This is a genomic window from Bradyrhizobium sp. CCBAU 45394 (assembly GCF_028128655.1).
GTDB classification, from domain to species: domain Bacteria; phylum Pseudomonadota; class Alphaproteobacteria; order Rhizobiales; family Xanthobacteraceae; genus Bradyrhizobium; species Bradyrhizobium diazoefficiens.
This window is the reverse complement of record NZ_LBIX01000170.1, coordinates 192,120-218,354: the sequence shown is the minus strand read 5'-3', so window position 1 is coordinate 218,354 and position 26,235 is coordinate 192,120. Positions and strand designations below refer to the sequence as shown.

The 26,235-nt window shown below is 64.0% G+C and carries 29 protein-coding genes; 14 read left to right on the top strand and 15 right to left on the bottom strand.

Annotation, left to right across the window (positions count from 1 at the left end; genetic code table 11):
• Positions 1–20 precede the first annotated feature (20 nt).
• Positions 21–401 (bottom strand): nuclear transport factor 2 family protein, encoded by a 381-nt coding sequence (locus WN73_RS27975; protein ID WP_271555570.1) that lies wholly within the window; start codon positions 399–401, stop codon positions 21–23.
• A 185-nt stretch (positions 402–586) separates the two neighbouring features.
• Here WN73_RS27975 and WN73_RS27970 point away from each other — a divergent pair, with 185 nt between their 5' ends.
• The 5 genes from WN73_RS27970 to WN73_RS27950 all read left to right on the top strand — a co-directional run bounded on the left by WN73_RS27970 (position 587) and on the right by WN73_RS27950 (position 5,420).
• Positions 587–2,347 carry an MOSC and FAD-binding oxidoreductase domain-containing protein gene (locus WN73_RS27970; RefSeq protein ID WP_271555568.1) on the top strand — a complete coding sequence of 587 codons (1,761 nt, stop codon included), beginning with the start codon at positions 587–589 and terminating at the stop codon, positions 2,345–2,347.
• A gap of 41 nt (positions 2,348–2,388) precedes the next feature.
• Positions 2,389–2,985, top strand: coding sequence for a redoxin domain-containing protein (locus tag WN73_RS27965; protein ID WP_028170844.1), 597 nt, complete (start codon positions 2,389–2,391; stop codon positions 2,983–2,985).
• 102 nt (positions 2,986–3,087) lie between these two features.
• Complete coding sequence (locus tag WN73_RS27960) at positions 3,088–3,915, top strand: class II glutamine amidotransferase (RefSeq protein ID WP_271555565.1); 828 nt, start codon at positions 3,088–3,090, stop codon at positions 3,913–3,915.
• Between the two features lie 20 nt (positions 3,916–3,935).
• Positions 3,936–5,165 (top strand): carboxylate-amine ligase, encoded by a 1,230-nt coding sequence (locus WN73_RS27955; RefSeq protein WP_161535351.1) that lies wholly within the window; start codon positions 3,936–3,938, stop codon positions 5,163–5,165.
• Positions 5,166–5,240: 75 nt separating this feature from the next.
• Positions 5,241–5,420, top strand: coding sequence for a hypothetical protein (locus tag WN73_RS27950; protein WP_271555561.1), 180 nt, complete (start codon positions 5,241–5,243; stop codon positions 5,418–5,420).
• On the opposite strand, the gene WN73_RS27945 is transcribed toward WN73_RS27950, so the two are convergent.
• Complete coding sequence (locus WN73_RS27945) at positions 5,405–5,608, bottom strand: hypothetical protein (RefSeq protein WP_038966238.1); 204 nt, start codon at positions 5,606–5,608, stop codon at positions 5,405–5,407. The two genes, WN73_RS27950 and WN73_RS27945, sit on opposite strands and share 16 nt — an antisense overlap.
• A 402-nt stretch (positions 5,609–6,010) precedes the next feature.
• Here WN73_RS27945 and WN73_RS27940 point away from each other — a divergent pair, with 402 nt between their 5' ends.
• Positions 6,011–7,150, top strand: a complete 1,140-nt coding sequence (locus WN73_RS27940) for a hypothetical protein (RefSeq protein ID WP_271555558.1) — start codon at positions 6,011–6,013, stop codon at positions 7,148–7,150.
• A 43-nt stretch (positions 7,151–7,193) separates the two neighbouring features.
• On the opposite strand, the gene WN73_RS27935 is transcribed toward WN73_RS27940, so the two are convergent.
• From WN73_RS27935 to WN73_RS27920, 4 genes are all read right to left on the bottom strand, one after another.
• Entirely contained in the window at positions 7,194–7,814 is a 621-nt protein-coding gene (locus WN73_RS27935) for a general stress protein (RefSeq protein ID WP_011086543.1), read from the bottom strand.
• Between the two features lie 20 nt (positions 7,815–7,834).
• Positions 7,835–8,170 (bottom strand): hypothetical protein, encoded by a 336-nt coding sequence (locus tag WN73_RS27930; protein WP_011086542.1) that lies wholly within the window; start codon positions 8,168–8,170, stop codon positions 7,835–7,837.
• Between the two features lie 87 nt (positions 8,171–8,257).
• Positions 8,258–8,410: a hypothetical protein gene (locus WN73_RS27925; protein ID WP_053815111.1), complete on the bottom strand. Its 153-nt coding sequence runs from the start codon at positions 8,408–8,410 to the stop codon at positions 8,258–8,260.
• Between the two features lie 159 nt (positions 8,411–8,569).
• Positions 8,570–9,019 carry a hypothetical protein gene (locus WN73_RS27920; protein WP_049832367.1) on the bottom strand — a complete coding sequence of 150 codons (450 nt, stop codon included), beginning with the start codon at positions 9,017–9,019 and terminating at the stop codon, positions 8,570–8,572.
• A 402-nt stretch (positions 9,020–9,421) separates the two neighbouring features.
• On the opposite strand from WN73_RS27920, the gene WN73_RS27915 reads away from it, so the two are divergent.
• Complete coding sequence (locus tag WN73_RS27915; RefSeq protein WP_271555553.1) at positions 9,422–10,429, top strand: alpha/beta fold hydrolase; 1,008 nt, start codon at positions 9,422–9,424, stop codon at positions 10,427–10,429.
• A gap of 13 nt (positions 10,430–10,442) precedes the next feature.
• Here the strand turns inward: WN73_RS27915 and gor are convergent, their stop codons facing one another.
• The 3 genes from gor to rpiA are packed head-to-tail and all read right to left on the bottom strand — an operon-like array spanning position 10,443 to position 13,157.
• Positions 10,443–11,831: a glutathione-disulfide reductase gene (gor, locus tag WN73_RS27910; protein WP_060911526.1), complete on the bottom strand. Its 1,389-nt coding sequence runs from the start codon at positions 11,829–11,831 to the stop codon at positions 10,443–10,445.
• Positions 11,832–11,877: 46 nt separating this feature from the next.
• The gene (locus WN73_RS27905; RefSeq protein ID WP_028170837.1) at positions 11,878–12,429 is read right to left on the bottom strand and encodes a DUF2059 domain-containing protein; all 552 of its coding nucleotides are present in this window, start codon (positions 12,427–12,429) and stop codon (positions 11,878–11,880) included.
• A 2-nt stretch (positions 12,430–12,431) separates the two neighbouring features.
• Positions 12,432–13,157 carry a ribose-5-phosphate isomerase RpiA gene (rpiA, locus tag WN73_RS27900; RefSeq protein ID WP_011086536.1) on the bottom strand — a complete coding sequence of 242 codons (726 nt, stop codon included), beginning with the start codon at positions 13,155–13,157 and terminating at the stop codon, positions 12,432–12,434.
• Between the two features lie 150 nt (positions 13,158–13,307).
• Here rpiA and WN73_RS27895 point away from each other — a divergent pair, with 150 nt between their 5' ends.
• The 6 genes from WN73_RS27895 to WN73_RS27870 all read left to right on the top strand — a co-directional run bounded on the left by WN73_RS27895 (position 13,308) and on the right by WN73_RS27870 (position 19,617).
• Positions 13,308–14,000 (top strand): HAD family hydrolase, encoded by a 693-nt coding sequence (locus WN73_RS27895; protein WP_011086535.1) that lies wholly within the window; start codon positions 13,308–13,310, stop codon positions 13,998–14,000.
• Between the two features lie 137 nt (positions 14,001–14,137).
• Entirely contained in the window at positions 14,138–14,623 is a 486-nt protein-coding gene (locus WN73_RS27890) for a hypothetical protein (RefSeq protein WP_271555547.1), read from the top strand.
• 120 nt (positions 14,624–14,743) lie between these two features.
• Positions 14,744–15,778, top strand: coding sequence for a GTP 3',8-cyclase MoaA (gene moaA, locus WN73_RS27885; protein ID WP_028170835.1), 1,035 nt, complete (start codon positions 14,744–14,746; stop codon positions 15,776–15,778).
• 293 nt (positions 15,779–16,071) lie between these two features.
• Complete coding sequence (locus WN73_RS27880) at positions 16,072–16,611, top strand: TRAP transporter small permease subunit (RefSeq protein ID WP_011086532.1); 540 nt, start codon at positions 16,072–16,074, stop codon at positions 16,609–16,611.
• Complete coding sequence (locus WN73_RS27875) at positions 16,608–18,209, top strand: TRAP transporter large permease (protein ID WP_161535356.1); 1,602 nt, start codon at positions 16,608–16,610, stop codon at positions 18,207–18,209. The genes WN73_RS27880 and WN73_RS27875 overlap by 4 nt, the downstream gene beginning before the upstream one ends.
• Before the next feature lie 121 nt (positions 18,210–18,330).
• Positions 18,331–19,617 (top strand): M20/M25/M40 family metallo-hydrolase, encoded by a 1,287-nt coding sequence (locus WN73_RS27870; protein ID WP_038966226.1) that lies wholly within the window; start codon positions 18,331–18,333, stop codon positions 19,615–19,617.
• Positions 19,618–19,656: 39 nt separating this feature from the next.
• Here the strand turns inward: WN73_RS27870 and WN73_RS27865 are convergent, their stop codons facing one another.
• Positions 19,657–21,093 (bottom strand): sensor histidine kinase, encoded by a 1,437-nt coding sequence (locus WN73_RS27865; protein ID WP_011086529.1) that lies wholly within the window; start codon positions 21,091–21,093, stop codon positions 19,657–19,659.
• 1 nt (position 21,094) lies between these two features.
• Complete coding sequence (locus tag WN73_RS27860; protein WP_011086528.1) at positions 21,095–21,769, bottom strand: response regulator transcription factor; 675 nt, start codon at positions 21,767–21,769, stop codon at positions 21,095–21,097.
• Positions 21,770–22,149: 380 nt separating this feature from the next.
• Here WN73_RS27860 and WN73_RS27855 point away from each other — a divergent pair, with 380 nt between their 5' ends.
• A complete protein-coding gene (locus WN73_RS27855; RefSeq protein WP_038966237.1) occupies positions 22,150–22,386 on the top strand; it encodes a hypothetical protein in 237 nt (78 codons plus the stop codon).
• A gap of 36 nt (positions 22,387–22,422) precedes the next feature.
• Here the strand turns inward: WN73_RS27855 and WN73_RS27850 are convergent, their stop codons facing one another.
• From WN73_RS27850 to WN73_RS27835, 4 genes are all read right to left on the bottom strand, one after another.
• Positions 22,423–22,590: a hypothetical protein gene (locus WN73_RS27850; protein ID WP_158516564.1), complete on the bottom strand. Its 168-nt coding sequence runs from the start codon at positions 22,588–22,590 to the stop codon at positions 22,423–22,425.
• Positions 22,591–22,777: 187 nt separating this feature from the next.
• Positions 22,778–23,866, bottom strand: a complete 1,089-nt coding sequence (locus tag WN73_RS27845) for a TRAP transporter substrate-binding protein (RefSeq protein ID WP_028170831.1) — start codon at positions 23,864–23,866, stop codon at positions 22,778–22,780.
• Between the two features lie 204 nt (positions 23,867–24,070).
• A complete protein-coding gene (locus WN73_RS27840) occupies positions 24,071–24,856 on the bottom strand; it encodes a hypothetical protein (RefSeq protein WP_249163289.1) in 786 nt (261 codons plus the stop codon).
• 198 nt (positions 24,857–25,054) lie between these two features.
• Positions 25,055–26,146 carry a TRAP transporter substrate-binding protein gene (locus WN73_RS27835; protein ID WP_028170829.1) on the bottom strand — a complete coding sequence of 364 codons (1,092 nt, stop codon included), beginning with the start codon at positions 26,144–26,146 and terminating at the stop codon, positions 25,055–25,057.
• Positions 26,147–26,235 lie beyond the last annotated feature (89 nt).

Here is a 26,235-nt window from a genome sequence, read left to right as displayed (position 1 = left end):
TGTGGGCACGGGCACCGCTCCTACCTCACGACCTCAACCAAATGCCCCCGCGAGGGTGATGGATCGAACCGGTCGCCGAAATATTGCGTTTCGTGCGCTACCAGTCCGTCGCGGAATTCCATGATGCTCACGACGTAGGACGGCGCGCCGTCAAAAGTCAGCACGAACTCGCTCACCCAGAGATCGCCGCCGCCGATGATCCGCCGAACCGAGAAGCGCTTCTTGTTCGGCTGCACGAAGCGGCTCTCCTGAATGTTCCTCCGGCCGTGGATGCGCTCGCTCGATTGGGGATAGTCGAGCACCGCGTCGTCGCGATAGATGGCGTGCTCGGCCTCGAAATCGTTCGCGTCCGAAGCGTCCCAATGGCGCTGGAGCGCCGCCAATCTGGCCCGATCGTCCATCTCGACCTCCGATCCCGAATGAAACCGCCTCCCGCCGCCTTGATCTGATGACGCAGGACTCCGGCGGCAAGGGTTCCCTTGCAACGTCTAACAACGGCTAACGAGCTAACAGTTCGAATTGGATGCAGATTAGCGTGCAGGCGACCCGTCGGATCGGGTCGCACCTCAGGATCGAGGAAACCGTGATGGCACGTCTGCTTTCCGTCAATGTCGGCCTGCCGCGAGACGTCGCCTGGCAAGGCAAGACCGTCCATACCGGCATCTGGAAGGCCCCCGTCGAAGGGCCGCGCAGGGTGCGCAGGCTCAACATCGACGGCGACGGCCAGGGCGATACGGCCGGCCATGGCGGCGAACAGCGCGCCGTCTTCGTCTACCAGGACGAGTCCTATCGGTACTGGCAGGAACATCTGGGGCGACCGGATCTCGTTCATGGTCAATTCGGCGAGAACTTCACCGTCGAAGGCCTTGCCGACACCAACGTGTGCATCGGAGACCGCTACAGGATCGGCTCCGCCCTGTTCGAGGTGACGCAGCCGCGCGTCACCTGCTACCGGCTGGGCATTCGCATGGACGAGCCGGACATGCCCGCACTGCTCGTCAGGCACGGCCGGCCCGGTTTCTATTTTCGCGTGATCGAGGAAGGCGACGTGGAGGCCGGTGACGAGATCACGCAAGTCGCCAGAGGTCCTGAAAGCATGAGCGTGTTCGAGATCAACGCGCTGCTTTACCTGCCCCCTCACCCACGCGACCGCCTGGAGCGCGCGCTGCGGATTCCGGCGCTGAGCCGCGGCTGGAATCGTTCCTTCGCAGCGCTGCTCGAGCAGCAGCGCACAAGCAAGATTGCCGCAGGAAACGCCGGGCTCGGCCCGGCGGCGAGCCCACCTCCTGCCTGGCGCGGCTTCCGTCCGTTTCGCGTCTCGCGCAAGATCGCCGAAAGCGGCACCGTGACGTCACTGATCCTCGAACCCACGGACGGGCATCGCGCGGCCCCCGCCCTGCCCGGTCAATTTGTCGTCGTGCGGCTCGGGCCTTCTGAGGCACAGGCGATGACGCGCAGCTACTCGCTGTCGAGCCGCTCCGATGCCCCGCCCTACCGCATCAGCATCAAGCGGGAAGCGCACGGCGCGGCCTCCCTCTATATCGCCGACAGTCTCCGAGTTGGCGACGTCGTCGAAGTCGGTGCGCCACGCGGCAGCTTCACGCTCCGGCAGGATGCGCGGCCCGTCGTCTTGCTCAGCGCGGGCATCGGCGTGACGCCGGTGCTCGCCATGCTCCACGCGCTCGTCGCGGAAGGGTCGACGCGAGACGTCTGGTGGCTGCACGGCGCGCGCAACGGCCGCGAGCATGCGTTCGCCGCCGAGACGCGCGGGCTGTTGGCCGGACTCGCTCACTATCACAGCCACGTCTGCTTCAGCGCACCCGATCCGGCCGATCGTCCGGGAGCGGATTTCGACAGCGCCGGACATCTGGATCAGCACCTGATCGAACGGCTCAACATGCCGCGCGACGGCGATTTCTATCTCTGCGGGCCGGCCGCTTTCATGAGCGATCTCACGGCCGGCCTGGCCGCATTGGGCGTCGCGCCCGATCGCATCCACACCGAGCTGTTCGGCGCGAGGCCATCGCTGACGCCCGGCATCGCGGCTTCGCCGCGGACACCCGCGCATGCGCCGGTCGGAGCACCCGGCCCGGGCCCGATGGTGTCATTCGCGCGCAGCGGCCTCAATGTCCGCTGGGGACCATCCTATGCCAGCCTGCTCGAGCTGGCCGAAGCGTGCGACGTCCCGGTGCGCTGGTCGTGCCGGACCGGGGTTTGCCACAACTGCGAGAGCGGGCTCGTAGCCGGAGAGGTCAGCTACGCGCCCGATCCGCTCGACCCGCCGGCGGACGGCAATGTCCTGATCTGCTGCTCGCAACCGAAGGCAGATGTCGTGATCGATCTTTGACCGGCTTCGACACACCCTCGCCAAACCATGGAGCGATTCAAATGCGGCCCGACATCACGGAAGGTGTCACCTTCCCCGACTACGAGCTCAGTGACCACACCGGCAGACGCCGCAAGCTCTCGGATTTGCAAGGCGATGATCCCATGGTGCTCGTCCTTGGCCGCGGCGGCTTCTGTCCTAAGGATCGACGCCAGGCCGAGGGCTTGCTGCAACTCCATCGCGAGATGGAGGTGGGCTACTGCCGCATGGTCACCATCACCACCGACACGATCCTCCAGACCAACGAGTACCGCAGCGGGGTCGGAGCTCACTGGCCCTTCCTCTCCGATGCCAGGCGTATCGTTCAGAAGGATCTCGACATCGCCGAATACACCGATCCGGTCCACAATCCGATGATCCCGCACGTCGTCGTGCTGGAGCCCCGCCTCGTCGTTCACAAGATCTACAATGGCTATTGGTTCTTCGGCCGCCCGACCGTCGAAGAGCTTCGCCAGGATCTCAGGGCCGTCAGCATGAAGTGCCGTCCGGATTGGGACATCACCGCACCGGGGCTCAAGGCGCTCTGGGATCAGGGCCGCAAGGAGCATTTCTATCCGTATGGCAAGGCTCCGTCCAAGGTACTCGACGAGCAGGATTAGACACAGGCGGGTGTCGCGCGGTCGCCGCGGCTTCTGTCGGGAACACAAACGCCGTCGGGTTTGTTGGTGCACCTCAAGAATAACCCCTCGACTGGAACCTGCATGTGCCGCTGGATCGCATACCGGGGCGAGACCACCTCGTTCGAACCTTACGTCACCGAGCCCGAGCATTCGCTGATCGCGCAGAGCATCCGCTCGCTCCAGTCCACCGCGGGTTCGAATGGCGACGGCTTCGGGCTCGGCTGGTACGGCGAGCATCCGGAGCCCGGCCTCTACCGTGAGACGCGCCCGGCCTGGTCGGATGAAAACCTGCGCTATCTCTGCCGCCATCTGCGCTCGCATCTCTTCTTCGCTCATGTCCGCGCCGCCACCGGCACGGCGGTGACGCGGCAGAATTGCCATCCCTTCGCCTGCGGCCAATGGATGTTCATGCACAACGGATTCGTCGGCAGCTGGAACCGGCTGCGGCGCAAGGTCGAGGCGCTGATCCCGGATGCGTATTATCCGTCGCGATTGGGGACGGCCGACTCCGAAGCCGTTTTCCTCGCCATCATGGGCGCCGGCCTCGACAACGACCCGCTTCGAGCAACGCAGGCCGTGTTGCAATCGCTCGTCGGTCTCGTCAACGAAGGCCAGCTTCGCGAGCGGCTGCGCTTCACCAGCGCGATCGCCAACGGCAGGGATCTCTATGCGTTTCGCGTCGCGGTCAACGATGCCGCCAACACGCTCTATTTCCGCGAGGCCGGCGGCCAGGTCGTCGTCGTGTCCGAGCCGTTCGACAAGGAATCGGACTGGACGGAAGTGCCGCCGAATCACGCCCTGATCGCGCGCGCGTCCGAAAGCGCGAAAATTGTTCCGTTCGACCTTGCAATTTCCAGTGGGGCTGACGCGGAACCCGCCCCCGTCAGGAGGATTATTTCCCGCAGGTAATGCCTTCGCCGGGTGGCACGATGACATTTGCTTCGGACGTCTTGAAATTGCTGCGTCTCGATTCCTCCGACGACAAGCAGCACCTCGTCATTCGCTCGGCCGGCGGCCGTGGCAAGGCGGCTGAATATTCATTCGGCATCGAGGAGGAATACTTCCTCGCCGATCGGCGCAGCCTGGACGTCGCGATCCAGACGCCCAACGAGCTGTTCGAGTCGGCGAACTGGTCGACCGGCGGCCAGGCCATGCGAGAGATGCTGCAATCCCAGCTCGAGGTCGCCACCAACGTTCACGTCGACGTCAACGACGCGCGTGAAGAGCTGCGCTTTCTCCGCCGCGAAGTCGCGAACGTTGCCGCCCAGTACGGCTTCGTGATCATGGCCTGCGGCACCCATCCGACCGCCGTCTGGCGCATGTCGCAACCGAGCCCGAAGCCGCGCTACGAGGAGATGATCGAGGATCTGCGCAGCATCGGCCACCGCAACATGATGTGCGGCATGCATGTGCACGTCCAGCTGCCCGATCCCGAGAAGCGCATGGCGGTGATGCGGGCGATGCTGCCGCATCTGCCGCTGTTCATCGCGCTGTCGGCGTCCTCCCCGTTCTGGAACTCGCACAAGACGGGCCTGAAGGGCTACCGCCTGGCGGCCTATTCCGAGCTGCCGCGCACCGGCCTGCCCGAACTGTTCGAGAGCAGGCATGATTACGACGAGTATGTCGGCGCATTGCAGCGCTCCGGCGTGATCCCTGACGAGAGTCACATCTGGTGGGCGATGCGCCCTTCCATGAAGCATCCGACCCTCGAGCTTCGCGCGCCCGACACCTGCACCTTCGTCGACGACGCCGTTGCCATCGCCTCGCTCTATCGCTGCCTGACGCGACATCTGTATCGGCGGCCTCATCTGTCGAAAACCGTCACGGTCGTCGAGCGCGCGATCGCCGTCGAGAACAAATGGCGCGCCCAGCGCTACGGCACCGATTGCATCTTTGCCTCGAAGGACGGGCCAGTCACCATCTCGGAGCTGCTCTCCCGCCTGATCGACGACATCGTCGAGGACGCGGATGCGCTGAATTGCGCGGCCGAGGTCGAGCATTGCCGTACCATCGTGGAACGTGGCAGCTCGGCGGAATTCCAGCTTCGCGCCTACCGTGAAAACGGCAACGACATCGCAGCCGTGTCACGCTGGATCGCTGCATCGACGATATCAGGGACGAGCGCTCCGGTCGGACGCACCGCGTCTGCGCCGACATAGCGCCCGCGCAAGCTTTGGGAACGATAACGGCATTCCGGAATTTGCCGTGTCTCGTGCAGTGTCTTGGAGAAAAGCATGACCGACATCACCTGTTGCTGCGGCCACGGCCTGGTGCCCATCCTGTCCGAGAAGGGCGCGACGGAATCGAGCTGCTTCTGGTGCGAAGGTGTCGATGCCCGAACGATGGACATGGCGAAGTGGGCGGACAGCCCCTCCGGCAAGCCCGAGCGCGCCGCGCTTCAGTCGTTCGAATGAGCGGCTTCGGACGTCTTACGGAATTCCTGTCCCTCGGTGCTGCAATGCCTTCCGGCTTGCAGGATCACCATGCTGAGCAGGTGAGCCAGGAATGAAAGTCCGGCCGTGTGCGCGATCTCGCGCAGCTCGGTGCAGATCTCCGCAATGTAGCGGGCGGCCTCCTGCGGCCTTGCGTAGCCGTCTTGCATGGAAACTCCCGGGTTAGAGCCGGACGAGACCTGCTGCCTCGGTCGAAAGGCAACCTAGGACGCCTAATCCCGCCGAGCCGAATGCGTTCCGCGGTTGCGCCCGGGAGCAGCCATGCCCTGCACGCTGCCCGTCAGGGCTTGCCGACAAATTAGACAGTTTGCGTCACGTTCGCGAGATCGCGAGGTTCGGCAGGACGGTCGGGCAATCCCGCTCAACGCGCGGTCTAACCTTCGGCGGAACCACTGGATTTTCTGCTGTCCGGTCTCGCCATCCCGACCCGCGGTGGCCATTTGCTGCCCTGCAACCGAACTGGCCCAAAATTCGCAAAGCCGCATCAGGCCCCAAGTCCCCGCCCTCGCCACCAGGGCAGCCGGGACGAGCGGATCAGATCGGAGAATGCCATGAACGTGCATGCTGCGGGCGATCTCAAATTCACCGGCCTCACCCGTCCGAATGGCACGCCCCTTCGTCTGAACGATCAGGACTTCGTCGCGATCGACCGCGACAAGAATGCGAAGTTTGAGGCGACCTACCGGCCGCAAGCTCTCTACAATCGCGCCAACGAGGGCTTTCACGCCAACAACGAAACCTTCCTCCTGCACGAGGTCGCGACCAATCTGCCGATCTACCGCCCCGAGACCGGCCCCACCGATTTCCATCTTCATCTTCCGCCGGGCGGCTTTCAGCTCGTGCTGGTCACCTCGGGCGCATTCACCTTCGACTACGACGGACGCTTCTACAGTGTCGGCCCGGGCGCTGTGATGCTGCAAAGCGCGATCGTGCATCGCCAGCTCTTCTACACCTGGTCGGGCCTGTCGACCGAAGAGAACTTGAAGACGCCGCAGACAGTGGTGCCCGATCCGATCTCGATGGGCTATTCGGGCAAGTTCCTCGAAGCCTTCATCACCGATCCCACCACGTTTCCGAACCCGACCATCGTCGGTCCGAGCCAGATCAACGAGGCCGAGACGCCGCGTGTGGCCTGGCGCCATCCTCTGCATGATCGTCCCGCCGATGCAGGCTTCTGGCTTCAGGACCCGCTGGCTCTGGATGCGCTGTTCAAGCCGCTCACCGATGGCTCGGTCAAATCGGCCATGCCGGTCCATGTGCGCGATATCGGCATCGAGGTGCCGAGCGGGCATCTCGTCACCGGCCACATCATCGCAACCGACCCGCCCGGTCAGTCGCTGCTGCCGAAGAGCACGTCGGCAACAGCGGACGGCACCTCGTTTGCCAAGGGCGAGGTCGTGATCTATCGCGTCATCCGCGGCACGGCCGAATTCAAGAACAAGTCAGGCGAGACCTTCGAACTCTCTGCCGGCGACGTGGTGACGGCCGGCAAGAGCTCGATCAACCTCATTGGCGTCGGTGAGAACACCCAGGTCCTCCGGCTCGGCCTGCTCAAGGGCATGAACGACCTTCGCAGCTGGACGGCGACGCAGCGCGACGAGATCGACGGCCTGGCCGGTCAGATCATCACGCACAAGGACATCCGTCCCCTGCGCACCGAAGGCAAGCCGGTCGGGTATCTGTACGCGTAGTGCCAAAAAAACGGCCCGCCGGAGCGGGCCGTCGAGATCTCATTTAGCGCAATGATCCCCCGTAGAGCTTTCGCTCCTTGCGAACCTCTTCGGCGCCGTAAGGCTTGCTGGCAGGATCGAACGATTTCCATCCGGCCTTTTGCCAGCTGGCACTGCGGTCACGTAAATTGACGGAAGACTCGTTCAGGATTGAGTCAAAGCGGGACCGATCCGCGTCCGCCACCCGCGCCGACACGAGCGTGCCTCCGCGACGGACGCCCTCGGCGTAGGTGTCCGCATCCTCACGCGAAATGCCGGCCTCCGTGAGCGCCCCGACGATCCCGCCGGTAGCTGCTCCGGCGGCGGCACCAACCGCGGTCGCGGCCAGCCAGCCAGCTGCGACCACAGGTCCGAGGCCGGGAATTGCCAGCAAGCCAAGGCCGGCAAGAAGGCCAGCGGTACCACCGACGCCCGCACCGATGCCGGCACCCGTACCGGCTCCCTCGGCACGATCATCGACACCATCCCGGTCGCGATCTACCTTCTTGTCGGTGTTAAACCAGCTGTCCGAATTGTTGGCGACGATGCTGATGTCCGAGTGCGGCACGCCGGCAGCTTCGAGACGCTGAACCGCCTGCTGCGCGGTGTTATAGTTGTCGTAAAGACGAGAAATTGTAACGGTCATCTTGAGTCCTTCTTGCTTGCTTACTTGGCCGAATTGACGTTACCTTGAAAATCGACGCTGACCGCGGTGGCTGATCCACCCTTGCTGGCCTGTCCGCGCCACACGCCCTTGTCGTCCTTCTTCAATTCGGTGACGTTGGCGTAGCCGGCATCCTCGATCTTCGATTTGGCCTGTCCTTCGGTGAAGCTGTTGCGCCCCGCGACAGGAGCGTCGGAGTTGTTTTGGCCGGCAGTGTTGACCGCGCCGTTGTTAGGTCCGGACTGCGCCGGCGGAGTCTGCGCCGAAGCCGACGTCGCCGCCAATGCCGCGGCCGCTGTGAATAAAGAAATGCAAATGTAGAGTGATGGGCGTCTCATGATTGTCTCCAGTGTCTAAGGAGTGAGCCAAACCCCCATGGGTGCTTTGGTTCCTAAGCTCTTCGCCCGGGGACGTCGGCTTCGAGATCAAGCGCTGAAGAACATCATCCCCGTGACCGCCATGATGAGAATGGCAAGTCCCATACTCACGCCCAGCAGCATCAGCACGCTCGGACCGAGCTCGCCCTGGCGCGCTTCGAGCGCAGTCTCGACGATGCGTCCGCTCTTGTCCTTGTCCATGTCATTTGGTCCTGCATTTGAAGGGATCGGCTTGACCGTTTGCTGCGCTGGCATGACGCGCTTTGCCTTTGCCGAAATCCCGCGTCACCGGATTCAAGCGGCGCGGTCGCGCTTCTCAGTCATGAAAGTCGTTGCCGTGCGTCGGGAGAGTGGACGAGATCAGGCCTGCGCGCTTTGCGGCGGAGGTCGCGAGACCGGTGGCGTCTCGCCGTCGAGCCAATCCGGCGTGTCCGCGAGAGCGAGCCAAGCATCGCCCATGCGCCTGAACTGATTGCGCGCCATGTCGTCGGGAGCGGTGCCTTCCAGGGCCAGGCAGTGTCCGGCGTTCTCCCGAAGATGCTCGGACCGGTTCGATTGGAGATCCGTGCTGCTCGCGGGATCCGCAGAGGTCTGCCAGGCGTTCCGGCACACCGGGCACCGCCACTGATTGACGAGCTTCCCGGTGGGCAAATAGGTCGAGTGCACGGGAGTCACCACGAGCCGCCCGCAAGCGGTACAGCCGTTCGTCCCTTGCGACGGCGGCAATTGGCCGCTGTCCTGAATCACCTTCGTGCTCCAGCGACGTTCGAGCTTACGGCAAAGATGCAGAGGATAAAGCAAGACGTTCATCGCGCGCCTCCGGTTTGTGGCGGGAGCGCGGCAGCGTCTCTCGGTCACTGGCGCCTGTCGTGTCTGTGCCAGCGATATGCTGGATATGGTGTCTCACACGACATTCACCAGAGCGCGATCCTGAGAAACCGCTCTTGGCGGCGGCCTGCTTGCCGCATCGATTGGGGTTAGGAACATATCTCCACGCCTCCTGTTGCATCTCCACGACATGACCCGTGAATGCGCATGCCGCATGGAATCTGGCCATGGTGCCCTCCGTTGGCACGGCATAGGCAACGTCCAGGTCGATACGGTTCCGGATCCCAGGAGCGCATCATCAAGATCGCGATGAGACCAGGACGTTAATCCGGAAGCGTCCCTTCCTATTCTCCAACAGCTGGCCGCGGTCAGCGAAAGTGTCACATGCGCATACTGAAAAAGCGTTCGCCGTCTTTGGCGGCGACGACCCTTCATGCTCTTGCGGAATATCCGTTCGCCTCCGCGCTCATCGCAGCAGCCGGCCTGATGGCGGCCGCCGCGGTCGTCAATCGGCGGCTTGCCGACAAGGCACAACGCGACAACCCGCCACAAGGACGGTTCATCGACATCGACGGCGTTCGCCTGCACTATGTCGAGCGCGGATCCGGACGCCCTTTGGTCCTGCTCCATGGCAACGGCAGCATGATCCAGGATTTCGAGTCGAGCGGCTTGATCGACCTCGCCGCGAAGGACTATCGCGTCATCGTGTTCGACCGTCCCGGCTTCGGCCACAGCCTGCGGCCCCGCAATGTGGTGTGGACGCCTGCGGCGCAAGCCGATCTCTTCAAGGACGCGCTTGCGCATATCGGCGTCGAAAAGGCGATCGTGCTCGGACATTCCTGGGGAGCGTCGGTTGCGATCGCCCTGGCGAGCAGACATCCCTCGACGGTCGAGGCCTTGATACTGGCATCGGGCTATTATTTCCCGACCGCCCGCACCGATGCCATGATGGCGATAGCCGGGCCGGCGATACCGGGATTCGGCGATATCCTCAGTCACACGATTTCGCCAATCCTCAGCCGCCTGATGTGGCCGGCGATGCTGCGACAGCTGTTCGGACCGAAATCCGTCCCGCAAAAATTCGACGGCTTCCCTAAGTCACTGGCCGTGCGTCCCTCGCAGCTTCGTGCCGGCGCCGCCGAGGCGGCGCTGATGGTCCCTGCGGCAATGCTGTCGGCGAAGACCTACGGCGAACTGGCCATGCCGGTCACCATCCTGGCCGGCGAAGACGATCGCCTCATCGACATCGACGAGCAGTCGGGCCGTCTGCATGACGAGATCAAGCACAGCAAGATGCACCGTGTCCCGGACGCGGGTCACATGATCCAGCAATCGAACACGGCCGACCTGATGGCCGCAGTCGAGGAAGCCGCGGCCGGAACGTTGCATTGAGACGGGAACGCCCCTACTCCGCCGCCTGACGCACGTGGCGCGCGGTCGGGGTGCGCATGGTGACGAGCTCTTCGGCCGCGGTCGGATGCAGCGCGATGGTCGCGTCGAAATCGGCCTTGGTCGCCTTCATCTTCACCGCGATCGCGACCGCCTGGGTGATCTCGGCGGCGGCGTCACCGACGATGTGGCAGCCGAGCACGCGGTCGGACGTGCCATCGACGACGAGCTTCATGAGCACGCGGGTATCGCGGCCTGACATCGTCGCCTTGATGGGGCGGAAGGTCGTCTTGTAGATGTCGACGTGACTGAACTGCGCGCGCGCTTCGGTCTCGGTCAGACCGACGGTGCCGACCTCCGGCTGCGAGAACACCGCAGTCGGGATATAGGCATGATCCACCCTCGCCTCGCGCTTGCCGAACACGGTGTCGGCGAACGCATGACCCTCGCGGATCGCGACCGGCGTCAGATTGTGGCGATGGGTGACGTCGCCGATCGCATAGATGCTGTCGACCGAGCTCTTCGAGAAATGGTCGACCGCGATGCCGCCGTTCTTCGGATTGATGGCGACGCCGGCCTTCTCCAGGCCGAGATTGGCGACGGAAGGATGACGGCCGATCGCGAACATCACCTGGTCGGACGCAACGCTCGAGCCGTTCGACAGATGGGTGGTGAATTCCTCGCCATGGCGATCGACCTTCGCCACCGTGCAGCCTGTGAGAATGGTGATGCCCTGCTTCTCCATCTCGCTGCGAACGTGAGTGCGGACATCCTCGTCAAAGCCGCGCAAAATGTTGTCGCCGCGATAGATCACGGTGACGTCGGAGCCGTAGCCCGCGAAGATGCCGGCGAATTCCAGCGCGATGTAGCCGCCGCCCTGGATCACGATCCGCTTCGGCAGCATCTTGAGGTGAAACGCCTCGTTGGAGGAGATCACGTGCTCGATGCCGGGGATCGAGGCGCCATGGTTGGGCGCGCCGCCGGTGGCGATCAAAATGTATCTTGCTGTAATCTTCCTGTCGTTCTCGAGCAGGCGGACGGTGTGCTTGTCCTCGATCACCGCACGGCTCTTGACGATCTGCGCGCCCGACTTCTCGACATTCGTCGTGTAGGCCGCCTCCAGCCGCGCGATCTCCTTGTCCTTGTTGGCGATCAGCGTCGCCCAGTCGAAGCTCATGGACGGAATGGTCCAGCCGAAGCCGGCGGCGTCCTCGATCTCGTGACGGACATGCGAGCCGATCACGAACAGCTTCTTCGGCACGCAGCCGCGGATCACGCAGGTGCCGCCCATGCGGTACTCTTCCGCGATCATGACGCGGGCGCCGTGGCCGGCCGCGATGCGGGCGGCACGCACGCCGCCCGAACCACCACCGATGACAAAGAGGTCGACGTCGAATTCAGCCATTGTCCACTCCGACCTCTTTCAGGAACTCCCTATCAGATAGGTACTGTCAGATTTCCTTGCCACGCTTGCGCATCTCGGCGCGGAAGGCGCCCATCACGGTCTCGGCGAAGTTCTGGGCCCAGGAGTTCATGAAGGCCATGCTGAGGCCGATGGCGCGCGGCTCGGCGTCGATCAGCTTCTTGCCGAGCGGCGACTTGTAGAAGGTGACGAGATCCTTCAGCTCCTGCTCGGTGAACTCGCTGGCATAGATCTGCGCCATGCCTTCGCCGATCTCGTTCTGGCGGCCGTTGAGCTGCTGGGCGACGACCCCTGCCACCTCGTTGAGATCCTTCTGATAGTTCAGGTTCTGCTGGATCAGCGCGATCTTGGTCTTCTCGACCAGGCCGGGCACGGCGCCTTGATACATCGCCGTCGCGTTCTTGATTTGCAGAATTTCCCTGGCCGCCGCAACCGCCGCCGGCGAGGCTTTCGGCTGAGCCGGCGCCGCGGCGGCCTTGGGCTGGGCCGGCGCCGGCTGCTGCGCCATGGCCGGGGCAGCCGAGAGGGCCAGTCCCGCAGCGAGGGTCGCGGCCGGCAAGAATTTCAAAACGCTCTTCATTCCTAGTCTCCTTTCGGCTTTCGCCGTTCAATCACGCGAATTCCCTCGCCACCCGCCAGAACAGCCGAGCTGGCCAAGCCGATGAACAACCCATGCTCGACCACGCCGGGGATGGCGCTCAACGCCTTGGCGAGGCTGGGCGGATCCACGATCCGTCCGAGCTGGGCATCGAGGATCCAGTGGCCGCCATCGGTGACGAAAACGTGGCCATCCTTGTCCCCACCCTTGGCCTTGCGGACCGCCATTTGCCCGGAAACGCCGCACTGCGCAAATGCCGTCTCGATCGCCCGGCGCGTCGCCCCGAGCCCGAACGGGATGACCTCGATCGGCAGCGGAAAGCGGCCGAGCGTCGGCACCCATTTGGTGTCGTCGGCAATCACGATCATGCGATCCGATGCGGCCGCCACGATCTTCTCGCGCAGCAGCGCGCCGCCACCGCCCTTGATCAGGTTGAGCTCGGGATCGATCTCGTCGGCGCCGTCAACAGTGATGTCGAGATGATCGATCTCGTCGAGCGTGGTCAGCGGCACGCCGCAGCGCGTCGCATCGAGGCGCGTCGCCTCGGAGGTTGGCACACCGATCACCTTGAGTCCGGCCGCGACGCGCTCGCCGAGCAGCTCGACGAAATGCTTGGCGGTCGAGCCGGTGCCGAGCCCGAGTTGCATGCCGTCACGCACCTCCTCGAGGGCGCGCGCCGCAGCCTGCCGCTTCAACTGGTCCATGTTCACGATGCGCCGCCCCTGAATTGAGAGTGTGCCGCCGATAGGTTGCTTGCGGCGGCCTATGTAGCCTCGTTTTCCGCGCGGGAACAGGCCTATAAGCTGATCTTATGGCATCGCCCCTTGCGCCGGCACGGCCGGACCGATAGCGCTTGGACCATGACCTCCCCTCACACCATCGTCTTCGATCTCGACGGCACGCTCGTGGATACGGCGCCCGACCTGATCACCGCGTTGAACTACGTGCTCGACCGCGAAGGCCTGCCGCCCGTGCCGATGCAGTCAGCCCGCAACATGATCGGCGCCGGCGCCCGCAAGCTGATCGAGCGGGGCCTGGAGGCCGAGGGCCGCATCGTCACGCCTTCGGACATGGACCGGATGACGGCGGATTTCATCGCCTATTACGCCGAGCATATCGCGGTCGAATCCCGGCCTTTCGAAGGGCTCGAGACCGCGCTCGACCATTTTGCGGCGCAGGGCCATCGCCTGGCGGTCTGCACCAACAAGCTGGAATGGCTGTCCAAGCGCCTGCTGGACCAGCTCGACCTCAGCCGCCGCTTCGCGGCGATCTGCGGCGCCGACACCTTTGGCGTCCAGAAGCCCGATCCGGCCATTTTCCGGGAAACGGTGGCCCGCGCCGGCGGCGAGGTCAAAGCCAGCATCATGGTCGGCGACGCCGGAACCGATGTCGGGGTAGCCCGGCGCGCCGGGGTGCCCGTGATCGGGGTCAGCTTCGGCTACACGGACGTGCCGATCGCCGAGCTGAAGCCGGACCGGCTGATCCATCACATGCGTGACCTGCCGGCCGCAGCCACCAGCCTGATGACGCCGCTGGGTTCGGCAAGGTCCTGAAATCTCAGCAAAAAGCGAAGATACCCCCGCGTTAACCAACTATTAACTATGCGCGGCGCGCCGGTTGCCTGCCCTCAGCGACGTCCCTAAGGTCCGCCCGGGATGTGGCGGTTCGTCGCTGTAGAAGTGGGTGGTTGATGCGTCGTGTGATCGCGATTGCGCTAGCGGGAGCGAGCCTCCTGGGGACAACAAGTCTTGGTGGCTGCTCCTCGATGTCCTGGGACATGTTCAAATCGGCGCCCCCGACCGTTCAGGTCCGGCTCGAATCCAATCCCCCGGGGGCTGATGCCTCGACCTCGCTCGGTCCGGGCTGCAAGACCCCCTGCTCGGTCTCGGTTCCCGCCCCGGACGCGCCGTTCACGGTCGCCTTCGCGCTGCCCAAGTACCAGCCGGCGAGCGTCCCGGTGAACATCATCAAGAACCCCGGCGATCTCACCACGCCCGCCTCGGTCACCACCGATCCGAATCCGGTGTTTGCGGAACTCCAGCCGGCGGTGCCGCCCAAGCCGGTGAGGAAAGCGCACCGGCCGAAGAAGCCGAAACCGGTCGCAGCCGCGCCCGCAGCAGCCGAACCGGCCGCCGCCGGCTCGCCGTTCCCCGATCCGAACGCGGGCAAGCGCTGATCCAAGGGCTGAGTTACGTATACCACCCGATTGTCCTAGCCGCGTCCGATGCTTAGATTGCATTCAGAGCACCGTTGAAGCAAAGGTGCGCCCGTCGCCGTAAGTGACAAGGCATTTGGTATGAACGGATCTTCCGCGAACCCCCGCGCAGCGCTGTCCAGCGCCATGACCGATCCGTTCGGGCGGACCATCAGCTATTTGCGCGTTTCCGTCACGGATCGCTGCGACCTGCGCTGTTTCTACTGCATGTCGGAAGACATGACGTTCCTGCCCAAGGCGGACCTGTTGACGCTGGAGGAGCTCGACCGGCTCTGCTCGGCCTTCATCGCCAAGGGCGTCAAGAAGCTGCGACTCACCGGCGGCGAGCCGCTGGTCCGCCGCAACGTGATGACGCTGGTGCGCTCGCTGTCGCGCCATCTGTCGAGCGGCGCCCTGAGCGAGCTGACGCTGACCACCAACGGCACGCAACTGGCAAAGTATGCCAGGGAGCTCGCCGATTGCGGCGTCCGCCGCATCAACGTCTCGCTCGACACGCTCGATCCCAAGAAGTTTCGCGAGATCACCCGCTGGGGCGAGATCGACAAGGTGCTGGAAGGCATCGAGGCCGCGCGTGCCGCGGGGCTCGCCGTGAAGATCAACGCGGTGGCGCTGAAGAACCTCAACGAGGACGAACTGCCTTCGCTGATGCGCTGGGCCCACGGCAAGAACATGGGCCTGACGCTGATCGAGGTCATGCCGATGGGCGAGATCGGCGCAGGCCGGATCGACCAGTATCTGCCGCTGTCGCTGGTGCGCGCGCGCCTCGCCCAGCAGTTCACGCTGACGGACCTGGCCGAGAGCACCGGCGGGCCGGCGCGCTATGTCAGCGTCGCCGAAACCGGCGGCAAGCTCGGCTTCATCACGCCGATGACCCATAATTTCTGCGAATCCTGCAACCGGGTGCGCATCACCTGCACCGGCACGCTGCACACCTGCCTCGGCCACGAGGATGCCTCCGATTTGCGCAAACCTCTGCGTGCATCGGACGACGACATGCTGCTTGCGGATGCGATCGACCGCGCCATCGGGCTGAAGCCCAAGGGCCACGATTTCATCATCGACCGCCGCCACAACCGCCCCAGCGTCTCCAGGCACATGAGCGTCACCGGCGGCTGAGGATCGGCCCCGCTCCGCTAACCTAAGCTTTTGACGGCGCGTCAATTTGTCCATTTTCCAATTGACGGCACGTGACGCCACTGATTTGGTGCGACCGCCTTTGCTTGCCCGGCAACAATAAGCCGGCCCGCCCGTTGGCGGTCGCGGTCAAGACAGCAAGGCGCGAGGGGAGGACTGACGCCGCAATCGCTCCGGAATACAATCCGTGCGGTCGTGTGCATCTTGCACGCGAGCCGAGCGATGCGTGCTGAAGCCTTCCGTGAAGTGTAAGGCCGCGACGGAGAGAAAGTAAGATGCGTCCATTGCTGGCGCTGAGCAACGCCATCGACGCCCTCAACGAAAAGATTGGGTACGTCTGTAACCTGCTCGTGCTCCTGGCGTGCCTGGTCAGCGCGGCCAACGCCATGATCCGCTACGCCTTCAACGACTCGTCGAACGGCTGGCTCGAGCTGCAATGGTACATGTTCGCCATCCTCGTGATGTTCGGCTCGGCCTACACCTTCAAGCGCAATGAGCATGTGCGGGTCGAGATCTTCTACCTGACCCTGTCCGAGCGCGGCCAGCTCTGGCTCGACATGATCGGCACGCTGTTCTTCCTGATTCCCTCCTGTCTCCTGCTCGCCTATCTGTCCTGGCCGTTCTTCATGCAGGCCTATAGCGTCGGCGAGACGTCGGCCAATGCCGGCGGCCTGATCCGCTGGCCGATCAAGTTCGTGATCCCCGCCGGCTTCGTGATGCTGGCGCTCCAGGGTGTTTCCGAGGTCATCAAGCGTATCGCGGCTCTCCAGGGCTATGTGACGATCGACGCCAAGTACGAGAGGCCGACCCAATGATTACGCTGGAGATGATGCCGCCGTTGATGTTCGGCGGCCTGGTTCTGGCGATGCTGATCGGCTTCCCCGTCGCCTTCACGCTGGCGGCCGTCGGCCTTTCCTTCGGCTTCCTCGCCATCCATCTCGGCTTCTTCGATCTCAACTTCCTTCAGGCGATTCCCGGGCGCGTGTTCGGCAGCGTGCTCTCCAACGAGCTGCTGCTCGCGATCCCGTTCTTCACCTTCATGGGCGCCATATTGGAGAGATGCGGGCTGGCCGAGGACATGCTGGATTCGATGGGCCAGCTGTTCGGCCCGATCCGCGGCGGTCTCGGCTATTCCGTCATCATCGTCGGCTTCATCCTCGGCGCCATCACCGGCACGGTGGCCGCGCAGGTGATCGCCATGGCGCTGATCTCGATGCCGGTGATGATCCGCTACGGCTACAACATGCGCTACATCACCGGCGTGCTCGCTGCCTCCGGCACGATCACGCAGCTGGTGCCGCCCTCGCTGGTGCTGATCGTGCTCGCCGACCAGCTCGGCAAGTCGGTCGGTGACATGTATCTCGGCGCCTGGGGCCCTTCGGTGTTCCAGATCATGCTGTTCGCCGGCTACACGTTCATCCTCGGCCTGATCAAGCCGGGCCACGTGCCGCCGGTGCCGAAGGACGCGCGCACGCTGACCGGCTGGCCGCTGTGGAAGAAGTGCCTGATGGGCATCATCCCCTCGGCCGTGCTGATCTTCGTCGTGCTCGGCACCATGATGATGGGCCTTGCCACGCCGACCGAAGCCGGCGCGATGGGTGCCGTCGGCGCCATCGTGCTCGCCGCGATCCACCACAAGGACTTCACCTCGACCGACCGCAAGATCCTGATAACAGGCGTGATCGCCGCCGGCGTCGGCACCATCGTCGCGATGATGATGAGCGAGAACCTGATCTTCAAGCTCGCCTTCGCCCTCACCTATCTCGCGGTGGCGTGGATCTGCATCCGGGCCGCGCGCATCCCCGACCTGCGCGACCTGATCACGCAGGGCTACCAGTCCACCATGCGCCTCACCTGCATGGTCACCTTCATCCTGATCGGCTCGACCTGCTTCTCCGTGGTGTTCCTCGGCGTCTCCGGCGGCGTCTGGCTTGAGCACCTGCTGACCTCGCTGCCCGGCGGCGTCTGGGGCTTCCTGATCTTCATCAACCTCTTCATCTTCTTCCTGGCCTTCTTCCTCGACTTCTTCGAGATCGCCTTCATCATCCTGCCGATGATCGCGCCGATCGCGCAGAAGATCCTCGCCCCCGTGGTGGGACCGGACGCGGCGCTGATCTGGTTCGGCGTGATGCTCTGCGTGAACATGCAGACCTCGTTCCTGCATCCGCCGTTCGGCTTTGCGCTGTTCTACCTGCGCGGCGTGGCGCCGAAGGAAGTGAAGAGCTCCGACATCTACTGGGGCGCGATGCCCTGGATCGGCCTCCAGCTGATCATGGTGATGCTCGTGATCATCTTCCCGATCACCGTGACGGGCCTGCTCGACAAGCCTCTCAACGTCGATCTCGACAAGGTCAGGATCGAGGTGCCGCAGATCGAGCTGCCGCCGCTGGATCTCGGACCGCCGCAGAAGTAGCGGCCATGACCATCGCCGTCATGTTCCGCCTCGGCGGTTCATGACGCGCGCGTCCGCGCACGTGACACGCGCCGCAAACACGGGCATACCGGGCCATCCTCCAACTGATGGACCGCCGCGCATGTCCCGATCGCACCCTGCTCCGTCGTTCACTCCCTTGATCGCATCGCTCTGGCTGGCATGTGCCGCAACGTTTGCGCATGCGGAACCGATGACCGATGTCCATGCATTGGCGCAAAAGGAGCAGCAGCCGCTGCTCGACACGCTGCGCGATCTCGTCGGCATCGAATCGGGCAGCAAGGACGTCGACGGCCTGGAAAAGATTGCCGAGCGCGTTGCCGGCCAGCTCAAGCAGCTCGGCGGCACAGTGGAGATTTTGCACCCCACCGACATCTATCGCCTCGACGACACGCCCGAGACAATCGGCCCGGCCGTGCACGCCGTGTTCAAGGGCACCGGCAGCAAGAAGATCATGCTGATCGCCCACATGGACACGGTGTACCTGAAGGGCATGCTGAAGGACCAACCGTTCCGCGTCGACGGTGACAAGGCCTACGGCCTCGGCATTGCCGACGACAAGCAGGGCGTCGCGCTCATTCTCCATACCGTGGCGATGCTCCAGAAACTCAACTTCAAGGATTACGGCACGCTCACGGTGCTCACCAATGGGGACGAGGAGATCTCCTCGCCCGGCTGGCGCAGCACCATCGCCAAATTCGCCGCGGATCAGGACGTGGTGTTCTCGTTCGAAGGCGGCGGCACCGACGGCACGCTGCGCCTCGCCACCAGTGGCATCGGCTCGGCCTATCTCACGGTGCAGGGCAAGTCCTCGCACGCGGGCGCGCGGCCCGAGGGCGGCGTCAACGCGCTGTACGAGCTCTCGCACCAGGTGCTGCAGATGAAGGACCTGTCCAAGCCAGAGCAGGGCCTGAAGCTGAACTGGACGGTCTCCAAGGCCGGCACCAACCGCAACGTCATCCCAGCCGACGCCACGGCCCAGGCCGATGCGCGTGCGCTCAAGGTCGCCGATTTCGACGAGTTGCAGAAGGCGCTGCAGGAGAAGATCAAGAATCGCCTGCTGCCCGACTCCAGGGTCGAGCTGAAATTCGAGGTGCGTCGTCCGCCGTTGGAAGCCAACGACGCCTCGCGCCGCGTCGCGGCCTACGGCAAGACGATCTATGGGGAGATCGGACTGTCCCTCAAGGTCGACGAGAAGGCGACCGGCGGCGGCACCGACGCCGCGTTTGCCGCGCTCAAGACCAGCGGAGCCGTGGTGGAAGGCATGGGCCTGTCGGGCTTCGGCGCGCACTCCAACGATGCCGAATATGTGCAGATCAACAGCATCGTGCCGCGGCTTTATCTGGCCACGCGCATGATCATGGACCTGTCCACGGGTAAGCTGAAATAGCGGCCGCCTTAAAGTGGACGCCGATGCAAAGCATCGGCGTTATGAGGACGGCGGCCGAAGGCCGCCTATGCCACCCTCTCCCACATCCGCCTTCGCCAAGGCTTCGGCGGATATGAGGGGAGAGGGGCCGCCTGCCCTCTCCGCCAGCCGAAACCGCAGCGTGAACTCCGCGCCGCCACCGGGAAGGTTCTCCACCGCCACCGTCGCGTCATGGTCCTCCGCCACGCCGCGCACGATCGAGAGCCCCAGACCGGCGCCGTCGCTGCGCTGGCGGTCGGCGCGCCAGAAGCGCTGGAAGATCAGCTCGCGCTCGGCGTCCGCGATGCCGGGACCGCAATCGCGCACGCGCACTACACCGTCGTCACCGACCTCGACATCGACGGACGTATCCTTTGCGGTGAACTTGATGGCGTTTTCGGCGAGGTTGAAGATCGCGCGCTGAAGCATCTCGGAATTGCCGTGGACCATCACCGGCGCGTCGGTGCCCCTGAGTGCGATGTCCTTGTGCTGGGCGAGCGCGAACGGCGCGATCGCGCCGACCACCTCGGTGCAGACGGCGCGCAGGTCGGCGGTCTCGCCGGGATCGAGCACCAGCGTGTCGAGCTCGGCGATCTCCAGCAGCTGGGCGACGATGCGGCTCATGCCCTCGATGTCGGCATGCAGCGCCTGCCTTGCCTCGCGGTCGCCGAGCGTCTCGATCCGCGTGCGCAGGATCGCAAGCGGCGTGCGCAATTGATGCGCGGCATCCGCGGTGAACTGGCGTTGCACGCGAAAGCCGTCCTCGAGGCGATCGAGCGCCTGGTTCACGGCGGTGACGAGCGGCATGATCTCGCGCGGGATCTGCTCCGTCGGCAGGCGGATGTCGGTGCGCGCCGGGCCGATATTGCTGGCCTCCTCCGAGGCCTTCCACAGCGGCGCGACCGCACGGCGGAAGATGATGATGTCGGTCGCGAGCAGGATCAGCAGGATCGGGATGGTGATCCACCCGACCCGCCGGAAGAAGTTCGAGATGATGTCGTCGATGATGACGTCGCGGTGCGAAAGATCCTCGGCGACGCGGATGCGCACCGTCCTGCCCTCGATCACGCGGCTCACACCGGCACCGGAAATCGTCTCGGACAAGCGCGGCGGGGCGGTATCGCCGGTCTTTCGCCGCGACGAGAACAGCACGCGTCCCTCGGAATCGCGAATGTCGTACTGGTAGCGGCCATAGGCTTCCGAATAGAGGCCCTTCAGACTGTCGGGCAGATTGAAGGTCAACGTGCCGTCCGCCTGCGGGACGATGCGCTCGGCGAGCACCTCGGCCTGGGCGCGCATGGCATCGCGATGCAGCTGGTCGACCTCCGAGTTGAGCAGCCAGAACAGCACCAGCGGCAGGAAGATCGCGACCACCGCGACCGCCACGATGTGCAGGAACACGATGCGCGAGATCAGCGATTTGAACGTCGGCCTGGTGAATGACCGGGCGGCGGACACGCTATTTCTCCTCGGCCATGAGATAGCCGACGCCGCGGATGGTGTGGATCACGACCTTGGCGCCGTGTTCGGTGAGCTGCTTGCGCAGCCGCGAGACGTAGACCTCGACGGCGTTGGAGGCGACCTCGCCTTCGAGGCCGAAGATGTGATCCTCGACGTTCTTCTTCGGCACCACCCGCCCCTGCCGGCGCAGCAGGATCTCGAGCACCGAGGCCTCGCGCGCGGAGATGATCCGCGGCTGGTCGTCGATGAAGATCTGGCGGCTCTCGGTGTCGTAGACGAGGTTGGCCAATCGCAGCGAGCGGCCGAGCAGCTGGCCCGGCCGGCGCAGGATCGCCTCCAGCCGCGCCACCAGTTCCTCCATCGCGAACGGCTTTGCGAGATAGTCGTCGGCGCCGCTGCGCAGGCCGTTGACGCGATCCTGCAAGCCGCCGCGCGCGGTCAGCACCAGCACCGGCAGCGGCTCCATCTGCCGGCGCAGCTCGCGCAGCACCGACAGGCCGTCGCCGTCGGGAAGGCCGAGGTCGAGGATCATCGCGGCATAGCTGACGCTGCCGACCGCCTCGCGCGCCTCGGCCGCGCTGCTCACGATGTCGCTCTCGTAGCCGGCCGCCGACAGCCCAGCGGCCACCAGCCGCGACAGCTCGGCATTGTCTTCGACGATCAGAAGGCGCATCTCAGTCCCGCCGGATGTTCCGGTGTCATCTCACGGCCAAGGTTACGGCCAGGGCCGCATCATCGCTCTCTTCCACCATTCCGGACGCCTCGGCCAGCGAAAAAACACGCGGCGGGCCTTCCTGTCAGGCTCACGTAAGCCGATCAGATGTGTCCTGATAAAGCCGCGATGCCGGCCGGTGGAGCGCAACGAGACGGCATTGCCGCTTACAGGCCTCCGACGGTCATCCACCACACACCGGGTAGGATCGGATTCCAAACCCGAGCCCACCGCCGGTGAGCGCCTGATCCCGATGATATGGATCAGTTACTATCCAGGACTTGTTTGCTAATTTGCCGGATATGGGCAAATTTCTGTTCCAGGACGGAGGGACGAGCTTCATGAGCAGGCCGGTCAAGACTGAAGGCGAACTGATCGCAATGGCGAGGGCCGAGTTGAAGGTCCACGCCGACTGCCCCGATGGAATGGCGATTTCCATCGTTCGCGATGGCACCTCCTGGGAGTTTCGCGCCGACGCGGATCAGGCCACGTCCGATCGACCCGGCTACCCCGAATGTGTCGCCATGCTGGTCCAGATCGGCGATCACCTCAGCAAGCAGTATGACATCGGGGATTAGACCGACCTCGACGCTTCGAACATGCGCGTAGCGACTTCAGAACGCGCGCTCGATCACCAGCGTCAGACCAGCTGCGAATCCCATCACGACAAGCAGCGGAACTGCCGTTTCAAAGAACGGCAGCGCCATCCATCGGTGCGACTGCCCGTGGCTGATCCTGACCTGGCTCTCAAAACGCGGCACGGACCCCGGCTCCGCGACCATCGCCTGCTTCAGCTGATTTGTCCTGACGCATCAGGCTGTTGGCAGCATCCACGGAGCCTCTTGCCATGTCCCCTCGTCTATTGAGCATGGGGTCGTTTTTCATGTTTTGAGTCTGTCACCTCCAGAGCTGCGACCGCAACGCCCCGCAGCCTTCGCTCCGGGGCGCTGCATGCGACAGAAGTCGCGATCAGCTCTGCGACCGCCGCGCCATGAAGATGTCGTAGCCGACTTCCGCGACCTGGAACCAGGCGTAGCCATCGCCGGTGAACTTGGCGAGAGAGTCGTGGACCTTCTTGAAGTTGGCGTTGGTCGCACCGACTTCGGCGTGCAGCTCCTTGGCGGCCTTGTAGCAGGCCTCCATGATCGGCGGCGAGAAGGCGTGCAGCTTGGCGCCGTTGGCGAGCAGCTTCTTCAATGCGAGCGGATTGGCTGTGTCGTAGCGTGCCATCATGTAATTGTTGGCGTAATGGCCGGCCTGCTCCAGCACGCTTTGATAGTACTTCGGCAGCGCATTCCACTTGTCGAGATTGACGAAGGCCAGCAGCATCGGCCCGCCCTCCCACCAGCCGGGATAGTAGTAGTGCGGCGCGATCTTGTAGAAGCCCAGCTTCTCGTCGTCATAGGGACCGACCCATTCGGCGGCGTCGATGGTGCCCTTCTCCAGCGCCGGATAGATGTCGCCGCCGGCGAGCTGCTGCGGCACCACGCCGAGCTTCTGGAGCACGCGGCCGGCAAAGCCGCCGATGCGGAATTTCATGCCCTTGAGATCCTCGGGCGTGTTGACCTCTTTCCTGAACCAGCCGCCCATCTGGCAGCCGGTGTTGCCCGCAAGCAGCGAGACGACGTTGTAGCTCTTGTAGAACTCGTTGAGGACCTCCCGTCCCCCGCCCTGCATGTACCAGGCCTGGTTGATGCGCATGTTGGGCCCGAACGGCACCGCCGAGCCGAAGGTGAAGGTCGGGTCCTTGCCGAAATAATAGTACGAGGCGGTGTGGCCAATCTCGCAGGTGGCGTTCTGCACGGCGTCGAGTACCTGGAGGCCCGGCACGATCTCGCCGGCCGCGAAGATCTGGATCTGGAATTTGTTGTCGGTGGCTTCCGCAACCATCTTGCACATCATCTCGGCACCGCCAAAGAGCGTGTCGAGCGATTTCGGCCAGCTCGTCGGCATGCGCCATTTGATTTCCGGCATCGACTGCGCGATCGCGGGAGCGGCGAGCGTGGCGGCGCCGGCCGCACCAAGTCCTGTGACCTTGATGAAGTCTCTTCTCTTCATGATTTCCTGCCCTGATGGATCTGATTGTGAAGCCTTCTTGCCGAGGCTTGGGGCCAGCATGACGCAAGGCCCAACGGAATTCCATCGTCATCGCACTGCGGCAGAGAAAAAGCCTGGCCTCCTCCGGAGGCGCGAGTCTTGCGGCGTGCGACTTAAGGCGTAGCGCTTGGATCATCAGCCGCGGGTGCGCGAGCGGAGGGCGCGTCAGCAGATTTTCTGGAAGCGCGGCCGCCAGCGCGGCAGCGCGACCGGCGGCAGCACGTAGCTCTTGCCCTCGGCCGAGATCGTCAGCGGCTGCCCGGAGTCCAGAAGATCGAAGAGGCGATTTTCCAGCGCGCGCCATTTGTCTTCGGCAAGCCCGGGATAGCCGAGGTCCGGCTGGTTGAACATTGTTGTGTCCGGCGGGAAGGACTCGGGACCGGCGTAGTTGAAGCCGGCAAAATCCATCTGCGTCTTGCCGTTGGCGATCGTGATCGAGGCCTTGGTGTGGTCCTGTTTCGGCGCTTCCCCCGGATAAACCGCATCCATCTCGAAATGCGCGCCGCAGCCGATGCGAAATACTGTCTTGCCCCTGGTGTCGTAATAGCCGAGGTACGGCCGATCCTGGCGATCGATCTCGAATTTCCAGGCACCCTTCCAAATATCTTTCGACATACCGCCGGCCGCCGATGCCGCGGACCACCCGAGCCACGTTACAGCGACAACGATTCCAAGCAGCCTTGCATGCGTCATCATGGCAAGCCCCCAACGCGATCCGCGATCGTCACTCCAGGGATCATCGGACAAATTTCGGATTCTGCGATGATCGCTTTCTGGCACTGTTTTGCCCGACGAATCAAGCGGCTTCGCAGAGCGCAGCCAGTGCCGCGAATGCAATGCGGCGGGGCCAAGCTGCGCTCGCAATGACGGGGGGCCGATGCGGCGCGCCAAATGACGATGTCGTTCCGGTCGCCGTCGGGCAAATCGCCCCGTCGGCACCGGCTGCTCCATGATTGCTCTGTCCCGCTGATTTGCCCCGCCCCGTCAAACTGTTGGCAGCATCCACCGAGCAAGGCGCCCCGGCCCCACTTCTACTGTGCATGGGGTTGTCTTAGACATTTTTTGTTTCTGACCCTGGATGCACCAGCAAAGAAAAAGCCCGGCCTCGTCTGGAGGCCGGGCTTTCCGATCTTGCGACTTTTTCGAAGATCAGCCGCGGGTGCGCGAGCGGATCATGAAGCTGTCGTAGGTGTACTCGGCAACCTGCCACCACAGATATTCATCGGAGCGGTAGGCCTGCATGGCGTCGATTGACTTCTTGAAGTCGGCGTTCTTGGCCGAGATCTCGCCCCACAGCTCGTTGGTCGCCTTGAGGCAGGCTTCGAGGACCTCGTTGGTGAAGGGACGAAGCTGCGTGCCGCCGGCCACCAGACGCTTCAGCGCCGACGGGTTCTGCATGTCGTAACGCGCGGCCATCCAGCTGTTGGCATTGGCCATCGCGTTGGTGAGGATCGCCTGGTAGTTCTTCGGCAGCGAATTCCACTTGTCCAGGTTGGTGAAGGCATGGACGGTCGGGCCGCCTTCCCAGAAGCCAGGATAGTAGTAGTACTTGGCGACCTTGGCGAAGCCGAGCTTCTCGTCATCATAAGGGCCGACCCATTCGGCGGCGTCGATGGTGCCCTTCTCCAGCGCCGGATAGATGTCGCCGCCGGCGAGCTGCTGCGGCACGACGCCGACTTTCTGAAGCACCTGGCCGGCGATGCCGCCGATGCGGAATTTCAGGCCGGAGAGATCGGCAACCGTCTTGATCTCCTTGCGGAACCAGCCGCCCATCTGGGTGCCGGTGTTGCCGCAGGGGTGGCCAATCACGTTCGACTTCTTGAAGAACTCGTTGGCGAGCTCGTTGCCGCCGCCCTGGTACAGCCACGAATTCTGCTGGCGCGCGTTGAGGCCGAAAGGCACCGAGGCGAAGATCGCGAAGGTCGGATCCTTGCCGACATAGTAGTACGACACGGTGTGGCACATCTCGACCGTGCCGTTCGAGGTCGCATCGAGCGCCTGGAGGCCGGGGACGATTTCGCCGGCCGCGAACACCTGGATCTGGAATTTGTTGTCGGTCATTTCGGCGACGTACTTCGCCACCTGCTCGGCACCGCCATAGATCGTATCGAGCGACTTCGGGAAGCTCGAGGTCAGGCGCCACTTGATCTCGGGCGATGATTGAGCGATCGCCGGCGAGGCCACCGCGGCTGTCGCCGCCGCGCCTGCTGCCGACACTTTCAGGAAATCACGACGCTTCATTTTCAGGTCTCTCCTTGCTGGGGCGTTCCCCCGAACTTCCTCTTTGCCGCCGCTCATTCCGGCGACGCGCTTGGGCCGCGTCGAACCGA

Excerpts from the sequence above, each read along its gene's own strand:
- WN73_RS27955 (WP_161535351.1), top strand. The coding sequence starts at position 3,936 with ATGACATTTGCTTCGGACGTCTTGAAATTGCTGCGTCTCGATTCCTCC.
- WN73_RS27965 (WP_028170844.1), top strand. The coding sequence starts at position 2,389 with ATGCGGCCCGACATCACGGAAGGTGTCACCTTCCCCGACTACGAGCTC.
- gor (WP_060911526.1), bottom strand. The coding sequence starts at position 11,831 with ATGGCTGAATTCGACGTCGACCTCTTTGTCATCGGTGGTGGTTCGGGC.
- WN73_RS27930 (WP_011086542.1), bottom strand. The coding sequence starts at position 8,170 with ATGAGACGCCCATCACTCTACATTTGCATTTCTTTATTCACAGCGGCC.
- WN73_RS27860 (WP_011086528.1), bottom strand. The coding sequence starts at position 21,769 with ATGCGCCTTCTGATCGTCGAAGACAATGCCGAGCTGTCGCGGCTGGTG.
- WN73_RS27890 (WP_271555547.1), top strand. The coding sequence starts at position 14,138 with ATGCGTCGTGTGATCGCGATTGCGCTAGCGGGAGCGAGCCTCCTGGGG.
- WN73_RS27870 (WP_038966226.1), top strand. The coding sequence starts at position 18,331 with ATGTCCCGATCGCACCCTGCTCCGTCGTTCACTCCCTTGATCGCATCG.
- WN73_RS27925 (WP_053815111.1), bottom strand. The coding sequence starts at position 8,410 with ATGGACAAGGACAAGAGCGGACGCATCGTCGAGACTGCGCTCGAAGCG.
- WN73_RS27915 (WP_271555553.1), top strand. The coding sequence starts at position 9,422 with ATGCGCATACTGAAAAAGCGTTCGCCGTCTTTGGCGGCGACGACCCTT.
- WN73_RS27945 (WP_038966238.1), bottom strand. The coding sequence starts at position 5,608 with ATGCAAGACGGCTACGCAAGGCCGCAGGAGGCCGCCCGCTACATTGCG.
- WN73_RS27940 (WP_271555558.1), top strand. The coding sequence starts at position 6,011 with ATGAACGTGCATGCTGCGGGCGATCTCAAATTCACCGGCCTCACCCGT.
- WN73_RS27950 (WP_271555561.1), top strand. The coding sequence starts at position 5,241 with ATGACCGACATCACCTGTTGCTGCGGCCACGGCCTGGTGCCCATCCTG.
- WN73_RS27960 (WP_271555565.1), top strand. The coding sequence starts at position 3,088 with ATGTGCCGCTGGATCGCATACCGGGGCGAGACCACCTCGTTCGAACCT.
- WN73_RS27875 (WP_161535356.1), top strand. The coding sequence starts at position 16,608 with ATGATTACGCTGGAGATGATGCCGCCGTTGATGTTCGGCGGCCTGGTT.
- WN73_RS27920 (WP_049832367.1), bottom strand. The coding sequence starts at position 9,019 with ATGAACGTCTTGCTTTATCCTCTGCATCTTTGCCGTAAGCTCGAACGT.
- WN73_RS27935 (WP_011086543.1), bottom strand. The coding sequence starts at position 7,814 with ATGACCGTTACAATTTCTCGTCTTTACGACAACTATAACACCGCGCAG.
- WN73_RS27880 (WP_011086532.1), top strand. The coding sequence starts at position 16,072 with ATGCGTCCATTGCTGGCGCTGAGCAACGCCATCGACGCCCTCAACGAA.
- WN73_RS27840 (WP_249163289.1), bottom strand. The coding sequence starts at position 24,856 with ATGGAGCAGCCGGTGCCGACGGGGCGATTTGCCCGACGGCGACCGGAA.
- WN73_RS27835 (WP_028170829.1), bottom strand. The coding sequence starts at position 26,146 with ATGAAGCGTCGTGATTTCCTGAAAGTGTCGGCAGCAGGCGCGGCGGCG.
- WN73_RS27850 (WP_158516564.1), bottom strand. The coding sequence starts at position 22,590 with ATGGTCGCGGAGCCGGGGTCCGTGCCGCGTTTTGAGAGCCAGGTCAGG.
- WN73_RS27895 (WP_011086535.1), top strand. The coding sequence starts at position 13,308 with ATGACCTCCCCTCACACCATCGTCTTCGATCTCGACGGCACGCTCGTG.
- WN73_RS27975 (WP_271555570.1), bottom strand. The coding sequence starts at position 401 with ATGGACGATCGGGCCAGATTGGCGGCGCTCCAGCGCCATTGGGACGCT.
- WN73_RS27855 (WP_038966237.1), top strand. The coding sequence starts at position 22,150 with ATGAGCAGGCCGGTCAAGACTGAAGGCGAACTGATCGCAATGGCGAGG.
- WN73_RS27970 (WP_271555568.1), top strand. The coding sequence starts at position 587 with ATGGCACGTCTGCTTTCCGTCAATGTCGGCCTGCCGCGAGACGTCGCC.
- WN73_RS27905 (WP_028170837.1), bottom strand. The coding sequence starts at position 12,429 with ATGAAGAGCGTTTTGAAATTCTTGCCGGCCGCGACCCTCGCTGCGGGA.
- WN73_RS27845 (WP_028170831.1), bottom strand. The coding sequence starts at position 23,866 with ATGAAGAGAAGAGACTTCATCAAGGTCACAGGACTTGGTGCGGCCGGC.
- moaA (WP_028170835.1), top strand. The coding sequence starts at position 14,744 with ATGAACGGATCTTCCGCGAACCCCCGCGCAGCGCTGTCCAGCGCCATG.